Genomic DNA, 25,091 nt, shown 5'->3' on the forward strand with positions numbered 1-25,091 from the left:
AAGATAAATAATAAATTCATTAAAATTAGTGGTGCAAGACAGCACAACTTAAAAAATATAAATATAGATATACCGAGAGACCAGCTCGTCGTAATGACGGGCTTATCAGGCTCTGGTAAGTCATCGCTCGCATTCGATACGATTTACGCAGAAGGACAACGCCGTTACGTTGAGAGTTTAAGCGCGTATGCGAGACAGTTTTTAGGTCAGATGGAAAAGCCAGACGTCGATACGATTGAAGGGTTATCACCAGCGATTTCAATCGATCAAAAAACGACGAGTAACAACCCGCGTTCAACGGTATCGACAATTACAGAAATATACGATTATTTACGATTATTATATGCACGTGCGGGGACGCCGTATTGTCCGCATCACGATATTGAAATTAAAAGCCAAACGATTGAAGAAATGGTCGACACGATTATGGAACTTGAAACACGTACGCGCCTTCAAATATTATCTCCAGTTGTACGTGGCAGAAAAGGACAACATAAAAAGATATTTGAAAGTCTTCGAAAAGAAGGATACGCAAGAGTCATCGTTGATGGTGAAATGTATGATATCGAAGACGTACCAGAATTAAATAAAAATAAAAAACACGATATCGATATCGTGATTGATAGAATCGGAGTTAAACCAGGTATTGAAGCGAGACTTTCTGATTCACTACAAATCGCATTAGAAAAAGGAGAAGGTAACGCGGTCGCTAACGTTATAGATGGAGAAGATATCCACTTCTCAGAAAACTTTTCTTGCCCTGAATGTGGATTTACAATTAGTGAATTAGAGCCGAGACTCTTTTCATTTAACAGTCCGTTTGGTGCGTGTCCAACGTGTGACGGATTAGGTAAAAAATGGTCGGTTGACGCGTCACTCGTTATTCCAGATGACACGTTATCGTTAAATGACGGTGCGATTTTACCGTGGAGACCGATTAGTTCAGATTATTATCCGAATCTTTTAAAACAAGTCGCTGAACATTTTAATATCGATATGGACCAACCGTTCAAGCATTTATCTAAAGAAGAACAAGACATTATTTTAAAAGGGTCTACAGATTATTTAGACGTTACGTTCACACAGCGTAACGGTGCAAAGCGTACTCGTACAATTCAATTTGAAGGTGTTTTAAATAATATCGAGAGAAGATATCAAGACAGTCCGTCAGAGTATACGCGTGAACAAATGGCGCAGTATATGCGTGAAACAGACTGTACGACGTGTCATGGATATCGTTTAAATATTGAGGCGCGCTCAGTTAAAATTAAGAAACGCCATATCGGTGAAGCGGTAGATCAATCGGTGAACGATGCGCTTCAATTCTTTAATGATTTACATTTAAGTGAAAAGAATCAAGCAATCGCACAGCCGATATTAAAAGAAATCAACGATCGACTTACGTTTTTAAGAAATGTTGGGCTTGGATATTTAACGCTCAACCGCCGAAGCGGTACGTTATCTGGTGGGGAAGCACAGCGTATTCGACTCGCGACACAAATCGGTTCGATGTTAAGCGGAGTGCTTTATATACTAGACGAGCCTTCAATTGGTCTTCATCAACGTGATAACGATAAGCTAATCCGAACGTTAAAAGAGATGCGCGATTTAGGGAATACGTTAATCGTCGTTGAGCACGATGAAGATACGATGATTGCGAGTGATTATTTAATCGATATCGGACCGGGTGCTGGAGAAAACGGTGGACAAATCGTCGCAGCTGGAACACCAAAAGAAGTCATGAATAACGACGCTTCAATTACAGGTCAATATTTAAGTGGTAAAAAAGAAATCCCGTTACCAGAAAATTATCGAAAACAAACGACTAAAAAGTTTAGAGTAAAAGGCGCAGTAGAAAACAACTTAAAAAATATCGATGTAGACTTCCCGCATGGTCTCTTAAACGTCGTAACAGGCGTCTCAGGATCTGGTAAGAGCACTTTAGTCAACGAAATTTTATATAAAGGACTCCATAAAGAGCTATATAAATCTAAACTCGTACCTGGAAAGTTTAAAAAAATAGAAGGTGCCGAGTATTTAGATAAGATTATCGACATCGACCAATCTCCAATCGGTCGTACACCGAGAAGTAACCCGGCGACGTATACAGGTGTCTTTGATGACATTCGTGACGTCTATGCTGAAACGAACGAAGCGAAAGTTCGAGGGTACAAAAAAGGGAGATTTAGTTTTAACGTAAAAGGTGGACGTTGTGAAGCGTGTAAAGGTGACGGTATTTTAAAAATTGAAATGCACTTTTTACCAGACGTCTTTGTACCGTGTGAAGTATGTCACGGTAAACGTTATAACAGAGAGACGTTAGAAGTGAAATATAAAGATAAAAACATCTCAGATGTCCTTGAAATGACGGTAGAAGAAGCAGCGAAATTCTTTGAGAACATTCCGAAAATCAGTCGTAAGCTAGAGACGCTATTAGATGTTGGACTCGGCTACGTAAAACTCGGGCAACCAGCAACGACGTTATCCGGGGGAGAAGCACAACGTGTGAAACTTGCGAGTGAACTTCAAAAACGTTCAAATGGTAAGACGCTCTATATACTCGATGAGCCAACGACAGGACTCCACTCAGAAGATATTAGAAAACTGATTAAAGTCATTCAGCGTCTCGTAGATAACGGTGACACCGTCGTCATTATCGAACATAATTTAGACGTTATAAAAGTTGCAGATCATATCATCGATCTTGGCCCTGAAGGTGGCGACGGTGGAGGAGAAGTTGTTGCGCATGGTACAATAGAAGATATTATGGAGACGAAAGAAAGCCATACAGGATACCACTTAAAAAAATGGCTCAATCGTAACCATCAGGAGGTTAAATAATGGATAGTAAAGCGCGAATTTTAAAAATGCTTGAAGATGGTTTAATCACGACAAAAGAAGCAATCGACCTTATGAATGCATTAAACGAAGACGATCAAGATAAGAAACACACGAACGATAAAAAAGAAGAAGACAACAGTATTTATAAGTTTTTTGAAAATATGACAGACGAAGTTGGAAAGATTTTAGATCCAGATACGATTCAAAAAAACGCAAAAGAAACGTTTAACGATGTCCGCCGTAAAGCAAAAGCAACGAAGAGTACGTCAGATATTTTAAAAACGTTAGAAGACGTATTCGACAAAGCTAAAACGGGAGACATCGATGCGATTTTCCAGCAAGGGTCTAAAAATAAACTCATCGAAACGATCGAAGAAGATTTTTCATCTGTTACGTTAGACGTAACGAATGGTAACGTCGAAGTTAAAAAGACAGATGGCGTCACAGCGGTACGTTTTGAAGTGACACCGTTCTATAGAAAACTCGATAAAAAACGCAATTACTTTGAAGATATTTTCTGCGAAGTAAAAAACGGGAACTTAGAAATTATGTCACCACTTCGTAGTGCGAAAGTAAACGTCGTATTAGAAATTAACGAACGTGCACTCGACTACTTACACATCTCAAGTTCAAACGGCAGCGTCGACGTTGAAGATTTACTGTTAAAAGATTTATCTATCGATATTTTAAATGGTGATATCGAAGTCGACGATATTTCAGCAAAACATGCGTTCGTTAGAACGTCACGTGGGTCATTAGAAATAAAAGAAAGTGCGTTTACGAATTTAGAACTCGTATCAATGCTTGGAACGATTTCAACGAAAGAATTAGATGTTGAAGAAATCGACATTAAAGCGAACGGCTCAGTGTCACTTTCATTAAATGAAGATACACGTGATGCTAAAATTCAAACGAACATGGGAAGCATCAACGTAGAAATTCCGTCAGGTCGTAAAGTCGAAGGACGTTTAAACACAGTGCTTGGACATATTAACTATCCTCCGGGGTTAAACATCCGAGATATGAAGCCATCCGATTTAGGATTAAAAGAAATTATGATCATTAATGACACAGATGAATCAGGTCTCGTTATAGAAGCGAGCACAAAAGTTGGTTCAGTCACACTCCATACAGTATAAAACGTATTTAAAGGACAAGTAGCTATCAGACTTGTCCTTTTTTGCTATAATAAGAAGTATCAATTTTGAGAGGTATATTATGTTAACAGTAAGTAACGTAATCGAACGATTCAAACTAGAAATCATCACTGGTGAAACAGGTATACATAAACCAATCACAAGTATCGACGTCTCACGACCAGGGCTTGAGATTGCGGGTTATTTTTCGCATTATTCAAACGAACGCGTTCAGTTATTTGGAATGACTGAAACGACGTATTTTAATACGAAATTAACAGATGAAGAACGCGCAACTCGCGCACAATTACTATGTACAAATGAGACACCATGTTTTATATTTACAGACGATTTAACACCGCCAAAAGAAATTATTGAAGCGTGTGAGAATGCAAATATTCCACTTTTAAAAACGTCGAATACGATTACGAATTTAATGTTTTACTTAACCGACTATTTAGAAATTTCGCTCGCACCTGAGACGAACGTTCACGGCGTTCTGTTAGACGTCTATGGAATCGGTGTATTAATTACAGGTGAAAGTGGTATCGGTAAAAGCGAAATTGCGTTAGAGCTCGTTAAAAATGGGCATCGACTCGTTGCAGACGATAACGTCGAAATCAAAGAAATCGGTAAAAACGTACTCATCGGTAAATCTCCAGAGCTCATCGAAAATTTACTTGAAATTAGAGGGCTCGGCATTATCAACGTAATGACACTATTCGGTGCAAGTGTCGTGCTAAGTGAAAAGCGTATTATGTTAAACGTTCATTTAGAGTTTTGGCAACAAGATAAAGAATACGACCGCCTCGGATTAGATAAACGAACAAAAAATATATTAAATTCTGAAATACCGAGTAAGTTAATCCCTGTACGACCAGGGCGAAACGTATCGAATATTATTGAAGTGGCAGCGATGGACTTTAGACTTCAAAATATGGGAGTCAGTGCCGCGAGAGAATTTAACGAGCGCTTAATTGCGCATATTAGGAGTAAAGATAACGGAGGGAAATAATGATATATGCGATTGACCGCGTCGCAGTAAGTATCGGTGGATTCGATATTTACTGGTACGGGATTTTAATATTTACAGGAATGATCTGTGCATACTTTTTAGCAAATCATGAAATGGTTAAAAAAGGATTTAGCGACGAAACACTCACGGAGATGATGGTATATATCATCGTCTTCTCACTCGTAGGTGCGAGACTTTACTTCGTGTTATTCAACTTAGATTATTATTTACTCCACCCACTCGATATTATAAAAGTATGGGAAGGTGGAATGGCGATCCACGGTGGGCTCATCGGTGGGGTCCTTGCAGGATATTACTACACGCGTAAAAACAATTATAGTTTTTTCCAGTTTGGGGATATGTTAATGCCGAGTGTACTACTCGGCCAAGCGATCGGACGTTGGGGGAACTTTATTAACCAAGAAGCACACGGTGGCCCTGTGTCTCGAGCGTTTTTAGAGACGTTACGTCTACCTGAATTTATCATTAACCAAATGTATATCGACGGTGTGTATTATCATCCGACCTTTTTATATGAATCGATTTGGAACGTCGTCGGTATTTTTATACTGATGCGTTTACGTCCGAAATTAAAAATTGGTCAGACGTTTTTACTCTATTTAATCTACTATTCTATCGGGCGCTTCTTTATCGAAGGAATGCGTACAGATAGTTTAATGATTCTAGACCTTCTCCGTACAGCACAAGTGATGAGTCTATCACTTATCATCTTAGCGATTATTGTATGGATATATAGAAATAAAAAGTACGACTTACCGGTATATGGTAACGTACACGGAAATTTTAACACGTTTAACAAAAAACAGCGTGCGACAGTTAAACAAAACACGAAAAAGAAAAAGAGGAAATAATTATGCGTAAGCTCGAACGTTTTCCTTCAAAAAAAGAAAATCCGCTTTGGCGAATGTACCGTACGATTTCGTTTTTTAGAGTCGTTAAAAACTTCATCATTGTTGAAGCGGGAAGGTATTCCCCATCCACGAGAATGAAACATACACTGTATAAAACTGGACTCAATATGAAACTCGGTGACAAAGTAAGTTTTGCATATAAAGCGATGCCGGACTTATTTTATCCTGAAAATATTACAGTTGGTGAGAACTCGATTATCGGTTATAACGCGACGTTACTCACGCACGAATATTTAGTCGATGAGTACCGTATCGGTTCTATTACAATCGGTAAAAATACGATGATCGGCGCGAACGTTACGGTGTTACCTGGTGTGACGATTGGTGACAACGTATTAGTCGGTGCTGGAAGTGTCGTCTCTAAAGATATTCCAGATAATAGTATCGCGTACGGTAATCCGTTAGTTATAAAGGAGAGAAGCGATATTGAAAAGTAAAATTATCTCGCTTCGTAACGACGGGAGGGTATACTACCGTCAAGCGATGAAGAAAAAGCATCACGGATCATATCGTGATGCTTTAAATCTTATGGAGCGAGCGTTAAATGAAAGTAAAGAACGCGAATATATGACGGAGTATGCGTATATACTCACGTTACTCGGTGAATACGATAGAGCAGAGCAGTTTATAATGACAGAGTTTGCAGCGTCTAATTTTGATACGACGTATTACTATGAATTATCTGAGATGAATGTGTTAATCGAAGATGCAAATAAAGGACTGTTATTTGGTATATTGTATGCGGAACTGCATAAGGATGATGATTATTACGACGATTTAATGGAAATGTTTACCGTTGAAGACTATAGCAACGATGAACTTCTAAAGGAAGCGAAAGAATTCGTCGGTCAATATATATTCCAGTCGTACTTTATGAGTGGTCAAATTGAAACATCACTCGATTATTTAGATGATATTGACTTTGACTTATCAAATAAAAGAGAATTTAGAAATTTACGTGGGATGGCGTTACTCTTTTTAAATCGATTCGAAGAAGCAGAAGCGATATTAACAGAGCTATTAAAAGAAGACCAAACAGATATGCATGCGTTAAGTCATTTAACGTTGCTTTATTTTTATACGAATCGTCACGACTTATATGTAAAGTTTTTACGTCATTTAGAAGTCGTCGAACCACTCGACGAAGACGACCGTTTAAAAGTCGGGCTCGTTTTAAACTTTTTGAAAAAGCATAAAGAAGCGTATCAATTACTTTATCCATTATATAAAAAGAAGTATATGGTCAATTTCCAGTTATTACACGCACTCAGTCAAGCTGCGTACAAAATTGGCGAAGTTGAAGAAGCAGAAATGTTTTGGAAAGAGATGCAGCTCTATCACCCACTCGATGAAATTCACAGTCCGTGGCAAAAAGAACAAGCGGCTGAAACGTTAAATAAAATCATCGATGAGTATTTACAAAGTGATGATCCACATAAGCGCATACTCGGTTTATTCCGTACGAGTATTATTCGGCCGGAAGATGTCATATTAGGGTCGCCTGTATGGGATTTAATTGAACAATTTGGAAACTTTGAAAAGATGTACACGGCGTATATATTTAATAATTTTAAATTTCAAAAGTTTGATATATTACATGAAGGACTTGAAGTGTTATCGATTGATTATCTCGATAGAGATGACATTTTACTCGGCTGGATTGACGCGATTACACATATCGACATTAGCGAGTTAAAAGAATCCGGGAAAACATATGCGTTAGCCTTTTTATATGTGTATTATAACGATGGCTTTACAGTAGAAACATTGTCAGAAAAGTATCAAGTTTATCCGCATAAATTAAAAAAAGCAATTGAAGATATTAAGCAGAATGAGTGACACACCCGGCTCATTTTAGATATAATATGAAAAGTATGTTACGAGTAAAGGAGAGTCATTATGTCAGAAGTAAAAGAGTATGATGTCGCGATTTTAGGGGCAGGTCCTGCGGGGATGACTGCTGCAGTATACGCTTCACGTGCAGAGTTAAAAACAGTAATGATCGAACGAGGTATGCCTGGTGGGCAAGTAGCAAGTACTGAAGACGTTGAAAACTTCCCAGGATTTTCTTTAATAACAGGCCCTGAATTATCATCAAAAATGTTTGAGCACTCAACGAAGTTTGGTGCAGAATATAAATATGGTGATGTTAAATCAGTTACATTAGACGGTAATTATAAATTAATCGACCTCGGTAGTGAGACGATCAAAGCAAAAGCAGTGATTATCGCAACAGGTACAGAACATAAAAAAATCGGTGTACCTGGTGAAGAAGCGTTAGCAGGTAAAGGTGTCAGTTACTGTGCGGTATGTGACGGTGCGTTCTTTAAAGAGCGTCATTTAGTCGTTATCGGTGGTGGAGACTCAGCAGTAGAAGAAGGTATTTTCTTAACGAAATACGCAAGTAAAGTAACAGTCGTTCACCGTCGTGATACGTTACGTGCACAAAAAATTATTCAAGACCGTGCATTTAACAACGACAAAATGGAGTTCATATGGGACACTGAAATTCAGTCTATTAATGGAGACGGCGTCGTACAATCAGTGACGCTACTCGACAAAAATACAGGCGAAACGTACGACTATGAAGCAGACGGGGTATTTATTTACATCGGACTGCTCCCGTTAACTGAACCGTTTAAAGACCTCGGTATTTTAGACGAAGAAACAGGATATGTCACTTCGAACGAAGAAATGGAAACGAGTATTCCAGGAATCTTCGCAGCAGGAGACGTACGTGAAAAAACGTTACGTCAAATTGTCACTGCAACTGGAGACGGCAGTATCGCGGCACAAAATGCAAGCGAATATATCGAAACATTTACAGAATAGAATTTAAAAGATGGGACGCTCGTTCCATCTTTTTAAACGTAGATGGGAGGAATTCGAGTGAAAAACTTAATTATATTAACTGGGATGAGTGGTGCAGGTAAATCTATCGCATTAGAATCTCTTGAAGACATGGGTTATTTTGCGATCGATAATTTACCCGTACCGTTATTACCGAAAATTGTAGAAATGATGCAGTCGACAAACGAAGATATGCATGACGTTGCGCTAAGTATCGACTTAAGAGATCGTATGTTTTTTAGTCAGTTTATTCCAGCGATCAACGATCTTATTTCAGTAAAAGGGATTCGCACACAAATTGTCTTTTTAGATGCGACAGATGATAAATTAATTAGTAGATACAAAGAGACAAGAAGAAGTCACCCGTTAAATGATAATGTATCACTGTCTGAAGCAATTAAAAACGAGCGTTCTTTACTAGAAGACGTAAAAAAAGCGTCTACGATTATTATCGACACGACAGAAACATCTGCTAAAGAATTAAAAGAAAAGATTTATGACTACTTAAAATATGACCGCGATGAAAAGTTTACTATTAACGTGATGAGCTTTGGGTTTAAACATGAAATCCCTCAAGATGCCGATATCATGTATGACGTTAGATTTTTACCAAATCCGTATTATATCGAGTCACTTCGTCCGAAAACGGGACTCGACCAAGACGTCTATGATTACGTTATGAAGTTTAAAGATACAGAAATATTTTACGAGAAGTTAATCGATATCATTAATTTTTCACTCCCGTTATACGTAAAAGAAGGAAAATCTCAATTAAATATCGCAATTGGTTGTACGGGTGGACAGCACCGTTCAGTTGCGATCGCAGAACGTATATCTAATGATTTAAAGACAAAGCATATGTATAAAATTAATACAATCCACAAAGAAACACATAGGCACCGCCATGAATCATAAGACAATTAACGTCGTTTTAATCGGCGGTGGAACTGGGTTAAGTGTACTCGCACGTGGGTTAAAAAAATATCCAGTCGATATATCTGCAGTCGTTACAGTTGCAGATGACGGTGGTTCGACAGGAAAAATACGTTCTGAAATAGATATGCCAGCACCAGGAGATATTCGAAACGTTCTCGCTGCACTAAGTGAATCTGAAGCATTAATTAAAGATTTATTTACATATCGCTTTAACCGTGAAAGGATCAGCGGGCATAGTCTCGGGAATTTAATGCTCGCTGCGATGTATGATATGCAAGGAGATTTTTCAGTCGCGGTTGAAAAGTTTTCGGAGATATTAAACGTAAAAGGTAAAGTGATTCCAAGTACAAACCGCTCCCCAAAACTCGTTGCGATAATGACAGACGGGACGAAATACGAGGGAGAAAGTTATATTCCGAAAGTTAAAAAGAAAATCGATCATATATATTTAAGCCCTGAAGATATTGAAGGAGCGAATACGGCAATCGAAGCGATTCAAAATGCGGACTTTATTATATATGGTCCGGGAAGTTTATATACGAGTATTATTCCAAACGTCTTACCGACGAGTATCAATAAGGCACTCCAAGAATCAACTGCAGATCAGATTTATATAAGTAATATCGTAGAGCAACCAGGTGAAACAAAAACGATGACAGCAGCGGACTGTGTCGATGCGATTCATAAACATATTGGAAAAGACGTCATCACACATGTTATAGCCAGTGACGAAGATACAAAGCAACTCGTCTCACAGCGCTACAAAGAAGAAGGTGTGAGTGCTGTAATCGTGAATAAAGACGAGTTAGAAAAAAGAGGAATCAACGTATATATATATGATAATATCGTCCAAAAAACAGAGGAAGGTATATTAAGACACGACTCGATACAACTAGCTAAAAATATATATGAACTCATACTCGAATTATTTGAAGCTATTGAATATTGAAAGAGAGGTGAGTCAATATGTCGTTTGCCTCAGAAATGAAAGGTGAACTATGCCGAATAGAAGCGGATGAAAAGTGTAGTAAAGAAGAATTGTCCGCAATTATAAAAATGAACGGATCGATCGCAATATCAGAAGGAAAATGGATCATCAACATCCAAACCGAAAACGCAGCGATCGCAAGACGTATATTTAGACTTATTAAAGAATTATATAAAATCGAACCAGAATTAGCAGTTCGAAGAAAAATGCAGTTAAAGAAAAATAACGTCTATATATGTAGAGTGAAAGAAAATACGAAAGAAATATTAAGTGACCTAAATGTCATGCGTGACGGAGAAATTATACATGACGTTGAACTATCGTCACTCACAGATGATGAATGTGTAAGAAGCTATTTAAGAGGTGCATTTTTAGCAGCAGGATCAGTCAACAACCCAGAAACATCATCCTATCATTTAGAAATCGCGTCACTCTATGAAGAACATGCCTACTCACTCATGAAACTAATGAACGAATACGAACTTAACGCAAAAGTCATCGATAGAAAACGTGGGTACATTACGTACTTAAAAGAAGCGGAGAAAATCTCAGACTTCTTAGGACTCGTCGGCGGACATCAAGCGATGCTAAAATTTGAAGACGTTAGAATACTAAGAGATATGAGAAACTCCGTCAACCGACTCGTCAACTGTGAAACAGCAAACTTAAACAAGACAATTAGCGCAGCGATGCGCCAAGTAGAAAACATCAAATACATCGACCAAGAAATCGGATTAGAAAAACTACCAGACCGATTACGAGAAATTGCGTACTTAAGAAGAGACAACCATGATATGAGTTTAAAAGAACTCGGAGAAAGCATCTCAACAGGACCGATATCAAAATCCGGCGTCAACCATCGACTACGTAAAATCGATGAGATCGCAGATAAATTGAGAAGCGGTCAAGATGTGAAGTTGTAGGGGATAATGCGATGATTTCTACGTGTTATTTACAAAAATGAGACTAGAATCTAAAAATATGTTAGATAAATCAATATATCTAACAAAATCAAAAGAAAAGTGTTAAATAAACACGCCGAGTAAAGTCATCTAATAATAATTACAAACAAAATAAAATAAAAGAAGGGATTCAACGAAAGTTGAATCCCTTTTATCTTATACTTATTTAACTTTTTCTGGTTGTAACACATCATCGATTAAACCATACTCTTTAGCTTCTTCAGCTGTTAAGTAGTTGTCACGATCTGTGTCTTTTTCAATTCGTTCAAGTGGTTGACCTGTACGTTCTGCTAAAATTTTATTTAACTTTTCACGTGTGTTTAAAATGTGACGTGCAGCAATCTCAATTTCAGTCGCTTGACCTTGAGCACCACCTAAAGGTTGGTGAATCATAACTTCAGCATTCGGTAACGCAAAACGTTTACCTTTAGTACCAGCAGCAAGTAAGAAAGACCCCATAGACGCTGCCATACCCATACAAATTGTCTGTACGTCTGGTTTAATATGTTGAATCGTGTCGTAAATTGCCATACCAGCAGTTACGCTACCACCTGGTGAGTTAATATATAAGTAAATATCCTTCTCAGCATCTTGTGCTTGTAAGAATAGTAACTGACTCACAACAGAGTTCGCGACATTATCATCAATCGCACTACCGATCATAATAATTCTATCCTTTAATAAACGAGAGTAAATATCATACGCACGTTCACCGCGGTTAGTTGATTCAATTACTGTAGGTATTAAGTTCATAAAAAATCCTCCTATATATATCGTAATTTTATTAAAACATATTAGTCAAACAAGGTCAAAAGATATACTTGTCTATGTTATAATACAATTATTGCCCTCGTGGTGTAATGGATAACACATGAGATTCCGGTTCTCATACTGGGGGTTCGATTCCTCTCGGGGGCGTTTTTTTAATTGAATATTTTTGATGTGTGGATCACTTTTAGCAGTTTTATGTTTTGTTCTTCGAACTTTACATAAGATTTACGATATCTTTACCTTTGATTGCTAGAATTAGGGGATAACAGCTAGAGGTGATTTTTTTGTATTTAATTATTGGGTTAACTATTATTTTTTTAGTACTCGGTATGTTAGATAAATATATACATAATAGACGTTTAAAAAGAGTACCTCTTAGAATTAATATTAATGGTGTGAGAGGGAAGTCTACGATAACGCGTTTGACATATAGTATTTTAAGAGAAGCAGGATATAAGGTCGTTGGTAAAACGACAGGTACAGATGCACGGTTGTTATATTGGTATCAAAATGAAGAGGTTCCGATTGTACGTAAACCGCAAGGTGCGAATATTGGGGAACAAAGAGAGATTATTAGTAAAACTGTGAAGTCTGGTGCAAAAGCGATTGTGAATGAGTGCATGGCAGTGAATCCAGATTATCAGAAAGTATTTCAGCAAGACTTGTTAAAAGCCAATGTCGGTGCGATTGTGAACGTTATGGAGGACCATATGGATGTATTAGGACCGACGTTAGATGAGGTCGCAGAGTCATTTGTTGCAACGATTCCAAACAACGGTCATTTAGTCGTGCTGAAGGGTCATTATGAGGAATTGTTTACAAAAGAAGCAGAAAAAAGAAATACTGAAGTGATTATTACTGATCCGTCAGAAGTATCTGAGGAATATTTAAAGTCATTTCCATATTTAATATTCGCTGAAAACGTTGCGATTGCACTTGGTATTTCTAGAGTAATCGGAATTGATGACGATATCGCTTATAGAGGGATGTTAAAAGCACCCCCAGACTCTGGAGCAGTTGATATTGTGTCTTACGTGTCAAATGGTACGAATAATATATTTGTAAATGCATTCGCAGCGAATGAGCCGACATCGTCGATGGCGATATTAAAGAAAATTGAAGCATCCGGATATGAGTATGAGTCGAAAGTGTTATTACTGAATTGCAGATCGGACAGAGTGGACCGGACGAGACAATTCGTTGAAGACTTTTTATCGAATGTACAGTTTGATGCACTCATTTGTACAGGAAAATCCACACAGATGGTAACCGATTTTATGAAACATAGAAATGAAACATATATTAACTTAGAAAGTAAAAGCAATGAGGACGTATTAAACGAGATATTAAACATATCAAGAAACGTCCTACTATTTTGTGTCGGTAACATTCACGGACCAGGTAAAACCATTATTCAGTATATGGAGGATTTAAAAGAATGATTGGTACAGAACTTTATTTTTCACTGTTTACAGGGGTACTATTAAGTTTACTGTTTGCCGAAAGATTTGGTATAAGTCCAGCAGGGCTAGTCGTTCCAGGATACCTCGCACTAATATTTGACCAGCCAGTCATGTTATTTTCGATTCTTATTATTAGTTGTTTGACATATATCATTGTCGACAAAATACTCAGCAAGATCATTATTTTGTATGGTAGAAGAAAATTCTCAGCGATGATCTTAACAGCGATGGTCTTAAAATTTATATTTGATGCGTCGTTCCCGTATGCACCGATACCATATGACATGATTGAAATTACAGGGATAGGTATGGTCATCCCTGGTATTATCGCAAATACAATCCAAAGACAAGGTGTAGTCATTACGTTATCATCATCGCTATTCGTTACATTTTTAACGTATGCTCTCTTAAATGTGTATAACTACGTTGTATTACTATAGTTAGGTGATTTAATAATGAAAAAACTAACACTTCAAGAAAAAATATTAAAATATATCAAACATAATAAACGTTCTAACTTAATGATTGTACTAGTAATGCTAGTCATTAGCGTTATAAGTATAGATTTTGTGAATAGAACATATACACCGATCGAAGTAGAGAGTTTTGAAACAGAGAACAGTCCGACTATTTTCTACACGGGTAATTTAAATTTACAAGAATATAACGACATATTTGAGTCTGAGCACTTTTTAACAAGTTTACAGGGTCCCTTATTAGAAAATGAATTATCATTTACAAATGTCGTGTTAGACAAACGAGTAAAGAATAAGAATGAACAAATTAACGAGATACAAGACAACTACTTTACAGATTTAACATTTTTTAATAAAAATGTGCCGTACGTTGACCTCGTCGATGTCGAAAGAAATATAGGACTATCATTAGAAAATCCGAGTCTTGAAGACGTCGTTGAACATAATTTGGGAGAAAAGAAAATATCATTTTTATCGTTTGTAGATAAAAACTCAAAATTCATATCGAGTGAAATACCACAAATTAACCATGAATTAGAACCGAGTTTCTTTTTACCGAAAATTCAGCAGCTAGATAATGATAGTGATTTAATTATAGTGAGTGTTACTTGGGGGATACCGAACGAACGTGAAGTGACTACAAGACAAAGAGAACTCGCACACGCGTTATCTGACGCAGGCGTCGATATTATTATCGGTAATAATAGCGTCGTTCAAGAAATTGAGAAATATAACGATACAGTTATCTTTTATAGTTTAGGAAACTTAGTGTCAAACGATTATATTTCAAACTATAAAAAGAGTATCGTCGTTCAGCACGATATAGAAAGCAATCAATTTAAAATCACACCTGTACAATATAAACACGGCACATTAACTAAAAACAATTTAAATTTCTTTGAGCAAAAAACGTTGTTCCAACAAATGCCGACACACACTTCATATAAGGATGGGGAGTTTTATTTTGAACAGTAAAAAGGTACTCATTTGGATTTTACTTATCGTCGTTGTCTGTTCAATGTATATTGCGATGTTTGTTAAGCAAAATGATGAACAGATAAGTGAATCTGAACGAAAAATTATCGAATACTATACTAAATAAGTGGCGGTCATTATAATGAAAAAATATTTCCCTTTAATTGCATTAATATTATTGTTACTGACATCAGTCGCAATATATATGGTGAAAAATAATCGAGATTTGATTTCTTTAGAAAAAGACAGTTTTAAAAATGAAAAGAATGAATCGTACTCCGTAACGTCAAGTGACTACCGAGCAAGCGAAGTAGGGCAAAAGATTATCGCAGACGGTGGGAACGCTGCAGATGCTGCGATAGGTGTTGCGTTTGCCTTAGCTATCGTCGAGCCGTATGCTTCAGGACTTGGCGGTGGTGGAGCGTTATTATATTACGATGGTCAAATGGGCGCACCCGATGAAATCAAATATCAGAGTATATCGTCAAGCGTATATGAACAGGGTGATTTAATCGGGGTTCCTGGACTCGTTAGAGGAATGGATTACTTACAAAAAGAGTATGGCAGTATGAAAATGGAAGAAATTTTAGATTATGTCATACCTTTAGCAGAAGACGGAATTACAGTCGATGCAAGATTTGCACAAAACCTCGCGCTATACAAAGAATATAATGACTTAGACAGTCCGTTTTATAAAGACGGTGAACCAGTAGCTAGTGGTGAAAAAATCACTCAACCGGAACTTGCAGACACTTTAAAGTACATTCAAGCATATGGCGCTGATGCATTTTACGAAATGCTTGGTGAGAGTATGACTGAAGAGTTTGAGCGTTTTAATGTCGAAGATTTTACGAATTATACTGCGACTAAAGGTGACGTATTAAGTATGGACTACCAAGGATCTACAGTATACACGCCGAGTAGCCCGCTCGGTGGTGTGTTTACACTACAAGCATTAGCGATTGACGAAATACTACGTGAGGAAGACGGTGCGTCTTATAACTTTATACAATCCGTAAGTGATGCGAGAGATATTATGATGATTAACCGAGATATCGTGAGCGATATGGACGGTGATAGAATGCAGTATTTAGACAGATACTATATTAAGAATGAACTGTATCAATTAAATGATGTCGAGAGCGTCGAATATGAAGAAAATATTAATAACAACACCACACACTTTGTCGTCGTCGACAAAGAAGGACGTATGATTAGTGCAACGAATACGTTAAATAGATATTTTGGATCAGGTAAATATAGTAGTTTAGGATTTTACTTAAATAACTCTTTAGACAATTTTTCAAAAGATCCGATGAGTCCAAACTTCGGTGAACCAAACAAAACACCAAGATCATATACGAGTCCAACAATTATTGTGAATGACGATGGCTATATCGGTATCGGTACACCAGGTGGAAATATGATACCGACGGTCATATCACAAATTATCATTCAGTACTTTAATAACGATATGACATTAAAGTCAGCCATCAACCAAGGGAGATTATTTAAATCTAACGATCAAATTTATTACGAAGATTTTGCACAATTTGAATTGCTGGGTAATATTGATGAACTCGATTCGCCGATTAGAAAAATTAGTTCACCGAATGAGTTCGGTAATATTCAGTCCGTCATTTATGACCGTGAAACTAAAGAAAGTCACAGATATTATGACCGAAACAATCGATAAAGAAGGCGAAACGCCTTCTTTTTTGTGTATATTAGTTTTGTTACAATTATAAGTAAGACAAAAGAAATAAATAATAATTTTTTAGAAAGAGGAATGTGATGAAGAAGTATATCGTATTTTTATTAAGTGTTTTACTTAGTTTAACTATAAGTTTTAAAGCATATGCAAATGAAATTGATAATATCAACATTCATATTGATATTAAAAAAGACGGTTCAGTAGAAGTGACTGAAGAACGAAAACAAAATATGGATGATGGTACAGAAAATTATATCGTGTTTAATGAAGAAGATATGCAAGGTGCTAAATTAACACACTTTTCTGTAGATGGATTTGAAGAAGTAAAAGAATGGGATTCTGACTGGAAACGTGAGAAAAAAGCTGGTAAATATAGTGTTTTAAATACTGATGATGGTTTTGATTTAGTATGGGGAATTGGAGAGTATGGAGATAAGAATTATACCGTTCACTATACATTAACTAACATGGTAAAAAATTTAAAAGATGGCCAGTCTATTTACTGGGATTTTAATACATTTACAGAATTACCAACTGATGAAATGACGATGACTATTTCATCATACGAACCATTCACTAAAGATAACGTTCGATTTTACGGATTTGGTATTGTTGGAAATATGCATTTAAAAGATGGAAATATTGTTTGGAAATCTAGTGAAGCTATGGATGGTAGTAACTATGCAACGGTACTTTTACAATTTGATTCGAAATTATTTAATACAAATGTAAATAAAGACAAAACGTTAGAAGAAGAAAGAAGTATGGCATTACATAATTCAAACTATAGTGAGGATTATTTAAATAGTAATGAAACTCTTGGACCGAAGATGAGTCTTACAGGTAAAATTTTCTCAGGATTAGCGATTCTATTTGGAAGTATCGTTGGGCTATGGACGATTGCTGGATTATGGATCGCAAATCGTAAGAAAAAATCACGTGGCCATATTAAATCAGGGTATGCAATTAAAAATGACTTAAAAAATTCATCAACAAAAATACCACCGTCAAAAATGAACGATTATGCAGGGTACGCATACTTACTTAATCATTTAGACTATGCGTATTTTGAGCAGTTTATATCTGCATATTTAATAAAATGGCATCGAGATAATCGTATTGAAATTGAGTTTGAAGATGACTCTAAAAAATTAAATAAAAGAAATACCTCAATTATTGTAAAAGATTATGAGACTGTGAAAGAGGAATACGGTAAATATTTTGAAGAAGCGCTAAAGCAAATTAAAAACGAAACATATAATGGAGATTACGAGTTATTATTATGGATGATGTTTTTAAATGCGATGGATGATCACAAAGTAATTACGAAAAAGAATCTAGAAAAGTGGTTTAAAAAGAATGCAACAGACGTTTCTAAAGTTGCAGATTACCTCGAAGATTACTCAAAAGAATATTTAGAGGAAAATGGGTATATTAAAGTTGAGAAAGATTCAGCTGCGTTTGTACCTTTTGAAGTTATAATACCAACCACTAAGGGACATGACTTAATTGAACACTTCGTTAAGTATAGTAATTACTTACAAAATGAAGATGAGAATACATGGTTAGAACGTGTTAAAAATGATGAAATTCAAACAGAAGAACTCATTTATATTTATTTACTTGGGGTAACAGATGAAATTGAATCAAGATTTAAAAAATATCATTTAAATAAATCTGAGGAGAATTATTTTTACCCAAATTACTTCTATCTCTTTAATAATACGACAAACTCTATAAACCAAGGACTATCCAGCGGTGGATTTAGTAGTTCTCAAGCATCCAGTGGTTTGGGTGGAGCTACTGGAATGGGCGGTGGAGCTGGCGCCGGAGGCGGCGGAGGTGGTGGTGCAAGATAGCACCACTTTAGTATAAGAGCGTTAAAAATCATGCTATAATGGTGATGATTTTTATAGAAAGAGGCAACACTATGTCAGAATTTAGTAGAGTCGATCGTCTTAAAAACGAAGAGCGTGAGACTCCTATAGTTAAAGATAGTAAACCACAAAAACCTAAAAATAAACGTAAAACTTTAAAGCGTATCATCCTCATATTACTCACTTTAATTGTAATATTTTTAGTGTTTATTATATTTAAATTATTTAGTTTAAGCGATGATATACACGCACCTTTAAATCGTGAAACGTCATCGTATCGTAACAGTCCAGTCAGTCATTTGTCTGGCGATCCGATTTCTGTCGTCATTTTTGGTGTCGACTCAGACAGTGAACGCGGTCTAGCGGGCGGAGAACGCAGTGACGCGATTATGCTCCTTTCAATTAATCCGAAGAAAAAGACGACGATGATGGTCAGTATCCCAAGGGACACTCGAACAGAAATCGTCGGTTACGGAACGGTTGAAAAAATCAACCATGCGTATGCATACGGTGGTCCAGATATGGCTGTTGACACGGTTGAAAACTTTATGGGTGCACCAGTTGATCATTACGTCGCGATGAATATGGATAGCGTCAAATTGTTAATTGATAGTGTCGGCGGTGTTAAAGTGAAGAGCAACGGTACATTTACTGTAAAAGGTATCGAGTTTGTTGAAGGTGAGACGTATCATATGGACGGAGATACGGCACTTAAATTTATTCGAAGTAGATACGAAGAAGGATCTGGTGGGGATAATGGCCGTCAAGAACGTCAACAGCTAGTCTTAGAGTCACTCGCAACTAAAATGTTAAGTCCAAGCGGTCTACTTCACATGAACACAGTGTTTGATACGTTAGGAGATAACGTCAAAACAGATTTATCTTCTAGAGAAATTAGTTTAATGGCACTTCGTTATTACGGAGCGAAAAACAATATTGAAAAGTATCAACTAGAAGGCGAAGATGTCGTTTTAGAAGACGGGTTATGGTACTTTATCCCAAATACAGAAAGTTTTTATGACATACAATCTAAGTATTTAGAAAATCTAGAGTTACAATAAAGCGTGGAATCACGCTTTATTTTTATATAAAAGAGGTGACACGATGTTAGACGTATTAGAAGAAGTCGAACGCCCCGATAGTAGTCTCTGTTTAAGGTACGTGCGTGACGTGTTCTTTGTGACGTTAAATGCAGGGAAAATGTTACTTGAAAATGGTGCAGAGACGTACCGAGTCGAAGATACGATGGAGCGTATCGCAAAACATTACGGGGTTGAAAACGTTCAAGTATTCGTAGCAACGACTGTAATTATATTGTCGATGAACGACTACGGATTATCTCAACAAATCCGAATTTTAACACGTAACAACAATTTAGAAAAAGTCGTCAATATAAACGAATTATCACGACAAATAATTACAAATGGGATGACGATTCAAGAAGCTAAAAACGCACTAGATGATATTAGCGCTTCAAGAACGTTCCCATTATGGATGGTCGTATTATTTGGTGGAGTCGCTGCGTCGATGTTCTTATTTATGTTTAACGGATCGATTAAAGACTTACCGATAACGTTACTTGCAGGTGCTTTAGGTGTATTCGTCACTGAATGGATTCAGCGTTATACAAAAATTAAGTTTTTTACAGAAATACTTGCGGCGTTTTTAATCGCCTTATTTGCGCTTGTTTACGTGCGCTATAGTTTCGGAGTAAACATCGATACGATTATTATCGCTTCAGTGATGCCTCTTGTGCCTGGGGTGCCAATTACTAATGCACTTCGTGAATTAATACGCGGACACTTTTTAGCAGGGACGATGAAAGGCATTGAAGCGGGACTCACTGCGATTGCGATCGGTGCCGGTGTTGGAACGGTGTTTCTCATATTATAGGAGGTGAAATGAGTATGGTGTTTTTCGCACAATTTATTTTAAGTTTTTTTGCATCATTTAGTTTCGGAATCATATTTAACATACCGAGGCGTCACCTCGTTGCGAGTGGAGTCACAGGAGCACTCGGGTGGATCATGTATTACTTTTTAAGTCAGACGATTGGTATCGAACCACTCATTTCAAACTTCGTTGCCGCAATTACGATGACGAGTACAGCGATATTTTTTACGAAACGACTTCAAGCGCCACTCATCGTATTTGTAACGTGCGGACTTATACCGTTAGTTCCTGGAGGTAAAGCGTACGAATCCGTACGTGCCGTCGTAGAAAATGATAATTTAGCTGCATTAGATTCAGGATTTCAAGCGGCACTTATCGCATTATCAATTGCGATGGGAATCATCATAACTGAAATGATGTATGAACTATTTAATATTATAAAAAGAAAGGTCTCAAACCGATGAAACTCGTATTATATACTTCACCGAACTGTAAGTTATGTGAAGATGCGAAGCTCCAATTAAATATAGCGTTAGAATCATTTAAAGACGTTGAAGTGAGTGAAGTCGATATTACGTCAGACGACACGTTACATGAACAATTTTTAATTCGTGTACCAGTTGTGATGCACGAAGATGAGATCGTTCAAGAAGGTATTATCGACTTTTTTACGATTCATGAATATGTTGAAGGGGCGAAACAGTGATTCATCCCTTAACCGTTTAAAATAAATGTAAATAACGATATAATTAAGAGAGTGTATATTTTTATTTGGAGGATCTCAATGAAACAGACAATTAAGGATGTAGAATTTAAAGGAAAGACAGTACTCGTACGTGCGGATTTTAACGTACCGTTACAAGACGGTGAAATTACGAACGACAAGCGTATTAAAGCAGCACTACCGACGATACAATATATAATAGACGCAGGTGGTAAAGTCATCTTATTCTCACATTTAGGACGTGTAAAGACAGTAGAAGACTTAGAAGAGTTATCGCTATTACCAGTTGCGAAACGTTTAAGCGAACTGTTAGATAAAGACGTATTCTTTGTCAACGCGACGCGCGGTGAAGAATTAGAATCTTCGATTGAAGACTTAAACGAAGGAGACGTGTTACTCGTAGAGAACACGCGCTTTGAAGATATAGACGGTAAAAAAGAAAGTAAAAATGATGAAGCCCTCGGTAAATATTGGGCGTCACTCGGGGATGTGTTTGTTAACGACGCATTCGGAACAGCACATAGATCTCACGCATCAAACGTTGGGATTTCTGAACATTTACCTGCTGTGTCAGGATTTTTAATCGAAAAAGAAATCGACTTCTTAGGTGAAGCGGTATTAAATCCAAAACGTCCACTCGTTGCGATTTTAGGTGGCGCAAAAGTGTCAGATAAAATAACGGTAATCGAAAGCTTACTTGAAAAAGCTGATAAAATTCTAATCGGTGGCGGAATGGCGAACACGTTTTTACGTGCTCAAGGCTATGACACTGGAAAGTCACTCGTTGAAGAAGATAAACTCGATCTCGCAAAATCTCTTCTTGAAAAAGGGAAAGATAAGCTCGTATTACCGGTTGACGTCGTTGCAGCTAAAGAATTTAGTAACGACAGTGAGCACGCTGTAAGAGACGCTTCAGAGATTGAAGCAGATGAAATGGCATTAGACGTTGGTCCAAAAACAGTAGAATTGTTTGAAGAAGTTCTAAAGGACGCGAAAACAGTCGTATGGAACGGACCGATGGGTGTGTTTGAAATGTCTAATTTCGCACAAGGTACGATTAAAGTATGTGAATCACTTGCGAAGCTAGAAGACGCAATTACGATTATCGGTGGCGGTGATTCTGCAACAGCTGCAGAACAGCTTGGTTTCGAAGAAGATTTCACACACATTTCTACAGGTGGCGGTGCGTCACTAGAATTTTTAGAAGGTAAAGAATTACCTGGTATTAAAGCACTAAATGATAAGTAAGGAGATAATTATGCGTACACCATTTATTGCAGGAAATTGGAAGATGCACAAAACAGTTAATGAAGCAGAAGCGTTTTTAAAAGAATTACTCACTAAAGATTTACCGAGTGGAGTTGACGTGGCTATTTGTGCACCGTTTATTCATCTCGACAGACTCATCAAAGGAACAAATGAAAGAATTGGTATAGGTGCAGAAAATGGCCACTTTAAAGATCAAGGTGCATTTACTGGTGAAGTATCTATAGATAGCTTAAGTGATTTAGGTGTTGACTACGTCATTATCGGTCACTCAGAACGACGTGAAATGTTTAATGAAACAGATGAAAACGTCAATAAAAAAGTGTTAAAAGCATTAGAAAAAGATGTTATACCAATTGTTTGTTGTGGTGAAACGTTAGAAGAGCGTGAAAACGACATATATACTGAAAAAATTACGACTCAAATTGAAGCAGCTTTTAAAGGTGTCAGTGAATTAGATGCAAAAAAAGTTGTCGTTGCGTACGAACCGATTTGGGCGATTGGTACAGGTAAAAGTGCGACAAGTGAAGACGCAAATTTAATGTGTCAACTCGTTCGTGAAACAATCGAAAAATTATTTAATAAAGAAGTCAGTGAAGCGGTACGTATTCAATATGGTGGTTCTGTAAAACCAGAAAACGTTAAAGAATATATGAGTGAACCTCACATTGACGGTGCACTTGTCGGTGGTGCGTCACTAGAAGTGGAAAGTTTTGTGTCACTATTAGAAGGTGCTAAAAATGAGTAAGCCAGTAGGTTTAATAATATTAGACGGTTTTGCGTGCCGTGAAGAAACTTTTGGTAACGCAATAAAGCAAGCAAAAAAACCGAATTTTGATCGTTATATAAAAGAATATCCGAACAATAAATTAGTCGCTTGTGGAGAAGATGTTGGTCTACCAAAAGGTCAAATGGGTAACTCTGAAGTCGGGCATTTAAATATCGGTGCCGGACGTATCGTTTACCAAAGTCTAACGCGTATTAATAAATCGATAGAATCAAAAGAATTTTATAAAAATCAAACTTTAAACAACGCGATTGACCACGCGTTAACAAATGACAGTACGCTCCATATTATGGGACTATTGTCTGACGGTGGTGTGCATTCTCATTACAATCATATGTTTGAAATTATAAAACTCGCAAAAGAAAAAGGCGTGAAGCGCGTTTACGTACACGGATTTTTAGATGGCCGTGACGTCGATCAGCAATCTGCACTCACTTATATCGATGAAGCAGAAAGACAGTTTGAAGCGATCGGTCTCGGTGAATTTAAGACGATTTCTGGAAGATATTATGCGATGGATAGAGACCGTCGTTATGAGCGTACCAAAAAGACACACGACGCGATTCACTACGGTGCAGGGCCTTTATTTAAAACGGCACGTACCGGTGTAGAACGTGCGTATGAGGCTGAGATATACGACGAGTTTGTTTCGCCGTTTATCGTCGGACAAAAAGAAAGATTTTTAAAAGATAACGATTCGATGATCTTTTATAACTTTAGACCAGACCGTGCGGTTCAATTATCTAAAGTGTTTGCGGAAAAAGGTTTTGATGAGTTTTTAATCGAACCATTTGAAAACGTAAAATTTACGACGTTTACGAAATATGATGATAGCATCGACGCGAGTATCGTGTTTGAAAAAGAAGATTTAGTAAATACGATCGGTGAAGTCGTTTCAAATGCCGGAATGAGTCAGTTACGTATTGCAGAAACTGAAAAGTATCCACACGTCACGTACTTTATGTCAGGTGGCCGTCACGAAGAATTTAATAACGAAGAACGCATTCTCGTGAACTCGCCAAAAGTCGCAACGTATGACTTAAAACCTGAGATGAGTGCGTACGAAGTAAAGGACAAAGCGATTAATCGTCTTAAAAAAGGCAACTTAGACATGATGATTTTAAACTTCGCAAATCCAGATATGGTCGGACATAGCGGAATGTTAGAACCGACAATTAAAGCAGTGGAAACAGTTGACGAATGTCTTGGTGAAATTGTCGATGAGATTATCTCTCAAGGTGGTGTTGCAGTCATTACTGCAGACCACGGTAACGCTGACGAAGTCGTACAACTAAACGGGGAACCGATGACCGCACATACGACAAACGACGTTCCGGTCATCGTTACTAAAAAAGGTGTAAATGTAACGAGTGGTCGACTTGCAGATTTAGCACCGACAGTGTTAGATTTATTAGGTATAGACCAACCAAAAGAAATGACGGGTAAAACTTTATTACAATAAATAATTATAAAATAAAAGGAGAT

Annotated in this window: 24 protein-coding genes and 1 tRNA gene; 24 read left to right on the plus strand and 1 reads right to left on the minus strand. The window is 37.2% G+C overall.

The annotated features are described in order from the left end of the window. Window positions 1–3: 3 nt before the first annotated feature. The 10 genes from uvrA (at window position 4) to whiA (ending at window position 11,621) form a co-directional block, all read left to right on the plus strand. Window positions 4–2,841 (plus strand): excinuclease ABC subunit UvrA, encoded by a 2,838-nt coding sequence (gene uvrA, locus HMPREF3177_RS04570; protein WP_070457825.1) that lies wholly within the window; start codon window positions 4–6, stop codon window positions 2,839–2,841. Continuing rightward, a complete protein-coding gene (locus HMPREF3177_RS04575; RefSeq protein ID WP_070457295.1) occupies window positions 2,841–3,980 on the plus strand; it encodes a DUF4097 family beta strand repeat-containing protein in 1,140 nt (379 codons plus the stop codon). The genes uvrA and HMPREF3177_RS04575 overlap by 1 nt, the downstream gene beginning before the upstream one ends. A gap of 79 nt (window positions 3,981–4,059) precedes the next feature. Further along, window positions 4,060–4,992 carry an HPr(Ser) kinase/phosphatase gene (gene hprK / locus HMPREF3177_RS04580; protein ID WP_070457298.1) on the plus strand — a complete coding sequence of 311 codons (933 nt, stop codon included), beginning with the start codon at window positions 4,060–4,062 and terminating at the stop codon, window positions 4,990–4,992. Next, window positions 4,992–5,864 (plus strand): prolipoprotein diacylglyceryl transferase, encoded by an 873-nt coding sequence (gene lgt, locus HMPREF3177_RS04585; RefSeq protein ID WP_070457300.1) that lies wholly within the window; start codon window positions 4,992–4,994, stop codon window positions 5,862–5,864. Before hprK ends, lgt begins: the two co-directional genes overlap by 1 nt. A gap of 2 nt (window positions 5,865–5,866) precedes the next feature. Then, window positions 5,867–6,361, plus strand: a complete 495-nt coding sequence (locus HMPREF3177_RS04590) for an acyltransferase (protein WP_068129876.1) — start codon at window positions 5,867–5,869, stop codon at window positions 6,359–6,361. Continuing rightward, on the plus strand, window positions 6,351–7,763 hold the full coding sequence (locus HMPREF3177_RS04595) for a tetratricopeptide repeat protein (RefSeq protein WP_070457302.1): 1,413 nt from the start codon (window positions 6,351–6,353) through the stop codon (window positions 7,761–7,763). The genes HMPREF3177_RS04590 and HMPREF3177_RS04595 overlap by 11 nt, the downstream gene beginning before the upstream one ends. Before the next feature lie 60 nt (window positions 7,764–7,823). Then, entirely contained in the window at window positions 7,824–8,756 is a 933-nt protein-coding gene (gene trxB / locus HMPREF3177_RS04600) for a thioredoxin-disulfide reductase (protein WP_068129881.1), read from the plus strand. A gap of 57 nt (window positions 8,757–8,813) precedes the next feature. Next, window positions 8,814–9,689 (plus strand): RNase adapter RapZ, encoded by an 876-nt coding sequence (gene rapZ, locus HMPREF3177_RS04605; RefSeq protein WP_246827383.1) that lies wholly within the window; start codon window positions 8,814–8,816, stop codon window positions 9,687–9,689. Further along, the gene (yvcK, locus tag HMPREF3177_RS04610) at window positions 9,679–10,659 is read left to right on the plus strand and encodes a gluconeogenesis factor YvcK family protein (RefSeq protein WP_070457306.1); all 981 of its coding nucleotides are present in this window, start codon (window positions 9,679–9,681) and stop codon (window positions 10,657–10,659) included. Before rapZ ends, yvcK begins: the two co-directional genes overlap by 11 nt. A 17-nt stretch (window positions 10,660–10,676) precedes the next feature. Next, window positions 10,677–11,621, plus strand: a complete 945-nt coding sequence (gene whiA / locus HMPREF3177_RS04615; protein ID WP_070457308.1) for a DNA-binding protein WhiA — start codon at window positions 10,677–10,679, stop codon at window positions 11,619–11,621. 201 nt (window positions 11,622–11,822) lie between these two features. Here the strand turns inward: whiA and clpP are convergent, their stop codons facing one another. Beyond that, window positions 11,823–12,413, minus strand: coding sequence for an ATP-dependent Clp endopeptidase proteolytic subunit ClpP (gene clpP, locus HMPREF3177_RS04620; protein ID WP_068129892.1), 591 nt, complete (start codon window positions 12,411–12,413; stop codon window positions 11,823–11,825). Between the two features lie 93 nt (window positions 12,414–12,506). Here clpP and HMPREF3177_RS04625 point away from each other — a divergent pair. From HMPREF3177_RS04625 to gpmI, 14 genes are all read left to right on the plus strand, one after another. Next, window positions 12,507–12,578, plus strand: a tRNA-Arg gene (locus tag HMPREF3177_RS04625). 137 nt (window positions 12,579–12,715) lie between these two features. After that, entirely contained in the window at window positions 12,716–13,873 is a 1,158-nt protein-coding gene (pgsB, locus tag HMPREF3177_RS04630) for a poly-gamma-glutamate synthase PgsB (protein WP_070457310.1), read from the plus strand. Further along, window positions 13,870–14,334: a poly-gamma-glutamate biosynthesis protein PgsC gene (pgsC, locus tag HMPREF3177_RS04635; protein ID WP_070457312.1), complete on the plus strand. Its 465-nt coding sequence runs from the start codon at window positions 13,870–13,872 to the stop codon at window positions 14,332–14,334. Before pgsB ends, pgsC begins: the two co-directional genes overlap by 4 nt. A 15-nt stretch (window positions 14,335–14,349) precedes the next feature. Continuing rightward, window positions 14,350–15,345 (plus strand): CapA family protein, encoded by a 996-nt coding sequence (locus HMPREF3177_RS04640; RefSeq protein WP_070457314.1) that lies wholly within the window; start codon window positions 14,350–14,352, stop codon window positions 15,343–15,345. Continuing rightward, on the plus strand, window positions 15,335–15,472 hold the full coding sequence (locus tag HMPREF3177_RS08505; RefSeq protein ID WP_168161311.1) for a hypothetical protein: 138 nt from the start codon (window positions 15,335–15,337) through the stop codon (window positions 15,470–15,472). The genes HMPREF3177_RS04640 and HMPREF3177_RS08505 overlap by 11 nt, the downstream gene beginning before the upstream one ends. A 15-nt stretch (window positions 15,473–15,487) precedes the next feature. Beyond that, window positions 15,488–17,041, plus strand: coding sequence for a gamma-glutamyltransferase (locus HMPREF3177_RS04645; protein ID WP_070457316.1), 1,554 nt, complete (start codon window positions 15,488–15,490; stop codon window positions 17,039–17,041). Between the two features lie 98 nt (window positions 17,042–17,139). Then, entirely contained in the window at window positions 17,140–18,918 is a 1,779-nt protein-coding gene (locus tag HMPREF3177_RS04650; protein ID WP_070457318.1) for a DUF2207 domain-containing protein, read from the plus strand. A 71-nt stretch (window positions 18,919–18,989) separates the two neighbouring features. Beyond that, window positions 18,990–19,997, plus strand: coding sequence for an LCP family protein (locus tag HMPREF3177_RS04655; protein WP_083286871.1), 1,008 nt, complete (start codon window positions 18,990–18,992; stop codon window positions 19,995–19,997). Between the two features lie 43 nt (window positions 19,998–20,040). Further along, window positions 20,041–20,829 carry a threonine/serine exporter family protein gene (locus HMPREF3177_RS04660; RefSeq protein ID WP_083286872.1) on the plus strand — a complete coding sequence of 263 codons (789 nt, stop codon included), beginning with the start codon at window positions 20,041–20,043 and terminating at the stop codon, window positions 20,827–20,829. Window positions 20,830–20,837: 8 nt separating this feature from the next. Then, window positions 20,838–21,293, plus strand: a complete 456-nt coding sequence (locus tag HMPREF3177_RS04665) for a threonine/serine exporter family protein (protein WP_070457320.1) — start codon at window positions 20,838–20,840, stop codon at window positions 21,291–21,293. Further along, a complete protein-coding gene (locus HMPREF3177_RS04670) occupies window positions 21,290–21,535 on the plus strand; it encodes a glutaredoxin family protein (RefSeq protein WP_070457322.1) in 246 nt (81 codons plus the stop codon). The genes HMPREF3177_RS04665 and HMPREF3177_RS04670 overlap by 4 nt, the downstream gene beginning before the upstream one ends. Before the next feature lie 78 nt (window positions 21,536–21,613). Continuing rightward, window positions 21,614–22,801, plus strand: coding sequence for a phosphoglycerate kinase (pgk, locus tag HMPREF3177_RS04675; protein ID WP_070457324.1), 1,188 nt, complete (start codon window positions 21,614–21,616; stop codon window positions 22,799–22,801). 10 nt (window positions 22,802–22,811) lie between these two features. Beyond that, entirely contained in the window at window positions 22,812–23,567 is a 756-nt protein-coding gene (tpiA, locus tag HMPREF3177_RS04680; RefSeq protein WP_070457326.1) for a triose-phosphate isomerase, read from the plus strand. After that, entirely contained in the window at window positions 23,560–25,068 is a 1,509-nt protein-coding gene (gene gpmI / locus HMPREF3177_RS04685) for a 2,3-bisphosphoglycerate-independent phosphoglycerate mutase (RefSeq protein ID WP_070457328.1), read from the plus strand. Before tpiA ends, gpmI begins: the two co-directional genes overlap by 8 nt. Window positions 25,069–25,091 lie beyond the last annotated feature (23 nt).

Source organism: Nosocomiicoccus sp. HMSC09A07, assembly GCF_001808485.1.
In the GTDB taxonomy this organism is placed as follows: Bacteria; Bacillota; Bacilli; order Staphylococcales; family Salinicoccaceae; genus Nosocomiicoccus; species Nosocomiicoccus ampullae_A.

Excerpts from the sequence above, each read along its gene's own strand:
- tpiA (WP_070457326.1), top strand. The coding sequence starts at position 22,812 with ATGCGTACACCATTTATTGCAGGAAATTGGAAGATGCACAAAACAGTT.
- HMPREF3177_RS04660 (WP_083286872.1), top strand. The coding sequence starts at position 20,041 with ATGTTAGACGTATTAGAAGAAGTCGAACGCCCCGATAGTAGTCTCTGT.
- yvcK (WP_070457306.1), top strand. The coding sequence starts at position 9,679 with ATGAATCATAAGACAATTAACGTCGTTTTAATCGGCGGTGGAACTGGG.
- lgt (WP_070457300.1), top strand. The coding sequence starts at position 4,992 with ATGATATATGCGATTGACCGCGTCGCAGTAAGTATCGGTGGATTCGAT.
- clpP (WP_068129892.1), bottom strand. The coding sequence starts at position 12,413 with ATGAACTTAATACCTACAGTAATTGAATCAACTAACCGCGGTGAACGT.
- whiA (WP_070457308.1), top strand. The coding sequence starts at position 10,677 with ATGTCGTTTGCCTCAGAAATGAAAGGTGAACTATGCCGAATAGAAGCG.
- hprK (WP_070457298.1), top strand. The coding sequence starts at position 4,060 with ATGTTAACAGTAAGTAACGTAATCGAACGATTCAAACTAGAAATCATC.
- HMPREF3177_RS04575 (WP_070457295.1), top strand. The coding sequence starts at position 2,841 with ATGGATAGTAAAGCGCGAATTTTAAAAATGCTTGAAGATGGTTTAATC.
- HMPREF3177_RS04590 (WP_068129876.1), top strand. The coding sequence starts at position 5,867 with ATGCGTAAGCTCGAACGTTTTCCTTCAAAAAAAGAAAATCCGCTTTGG.
- pgk (WP_070457324.1), top strand. The coding sequence starts at position 21,614 with ATGAAACAGACAATTAAGGATGTAGAATTTAAAGGAAAGACAGTACTC.
- HMPREF3177_RS04665 (WP_070457320.1), top strand. The coding sequence starts at position 20,838 with ATGAGTATGGTGTTTTTCGCACAATTTATTTTAAGTTTTTTTGCATCA.
- gpmI (WP_070457328.1), top strand. The coding sequence starts at position 23,560 with ATGAGTAAGCCAGTAGGTTTAATAATATTAGACGGTTTTGCGTGCCGT.
- HMPREF3177_RS04645 (WP_070457316.1), top strand. The coding sequence starts at position 15,488 with ATGAAAAAATATTTCCCTTTAATTGCATTAATATTATTGTTACTGACA.
- HMPREF3177_RS04670 (WP_070457322.1), top strand. The coding sequence starts at position 21,290 with ATGAAACTCGTATTATATACTTCACCGAACTGTAAGTTATGTGAAGAT.
- HMPREF3177_RS04655 (WP_083286871.1), top strand. The coding sequence starts at position 18,990 with ATGTCAGAATTTAGTAGAGTCGATCGTCTTAAAAACGAAGAGCGTGAG.
- trxB (WP_068129881.1), top strand. The coding sequence starts at position 7,824 with ATGTCAGAAGTAAAAGAGTATGATGTCGCGATTTTAGGGGCAGGTCCT.
- pgsC (WP_070457312.1), top strand. The coding sequence starts at position 13,870 with ATGATTGGTACAGAACTTTATTTTTCACTGTTTACAGGGGTACTATTA.
- HMPREF3177_RS04640 (WP_070457314.1), top strand. The coding sequence starts at position 14,350 with ATGAAAAAACTAACACTTCAAGAAAAAATATTAAAATATATCAAACAT.
- HMPREF3177_RS04650 (WP_070457318.1), top strand. The coding sequence starts at position 17,140 with ATGAAGAAGTATATCGTATTTTTATTAAGTGTTTTACTTAGTTTAACT.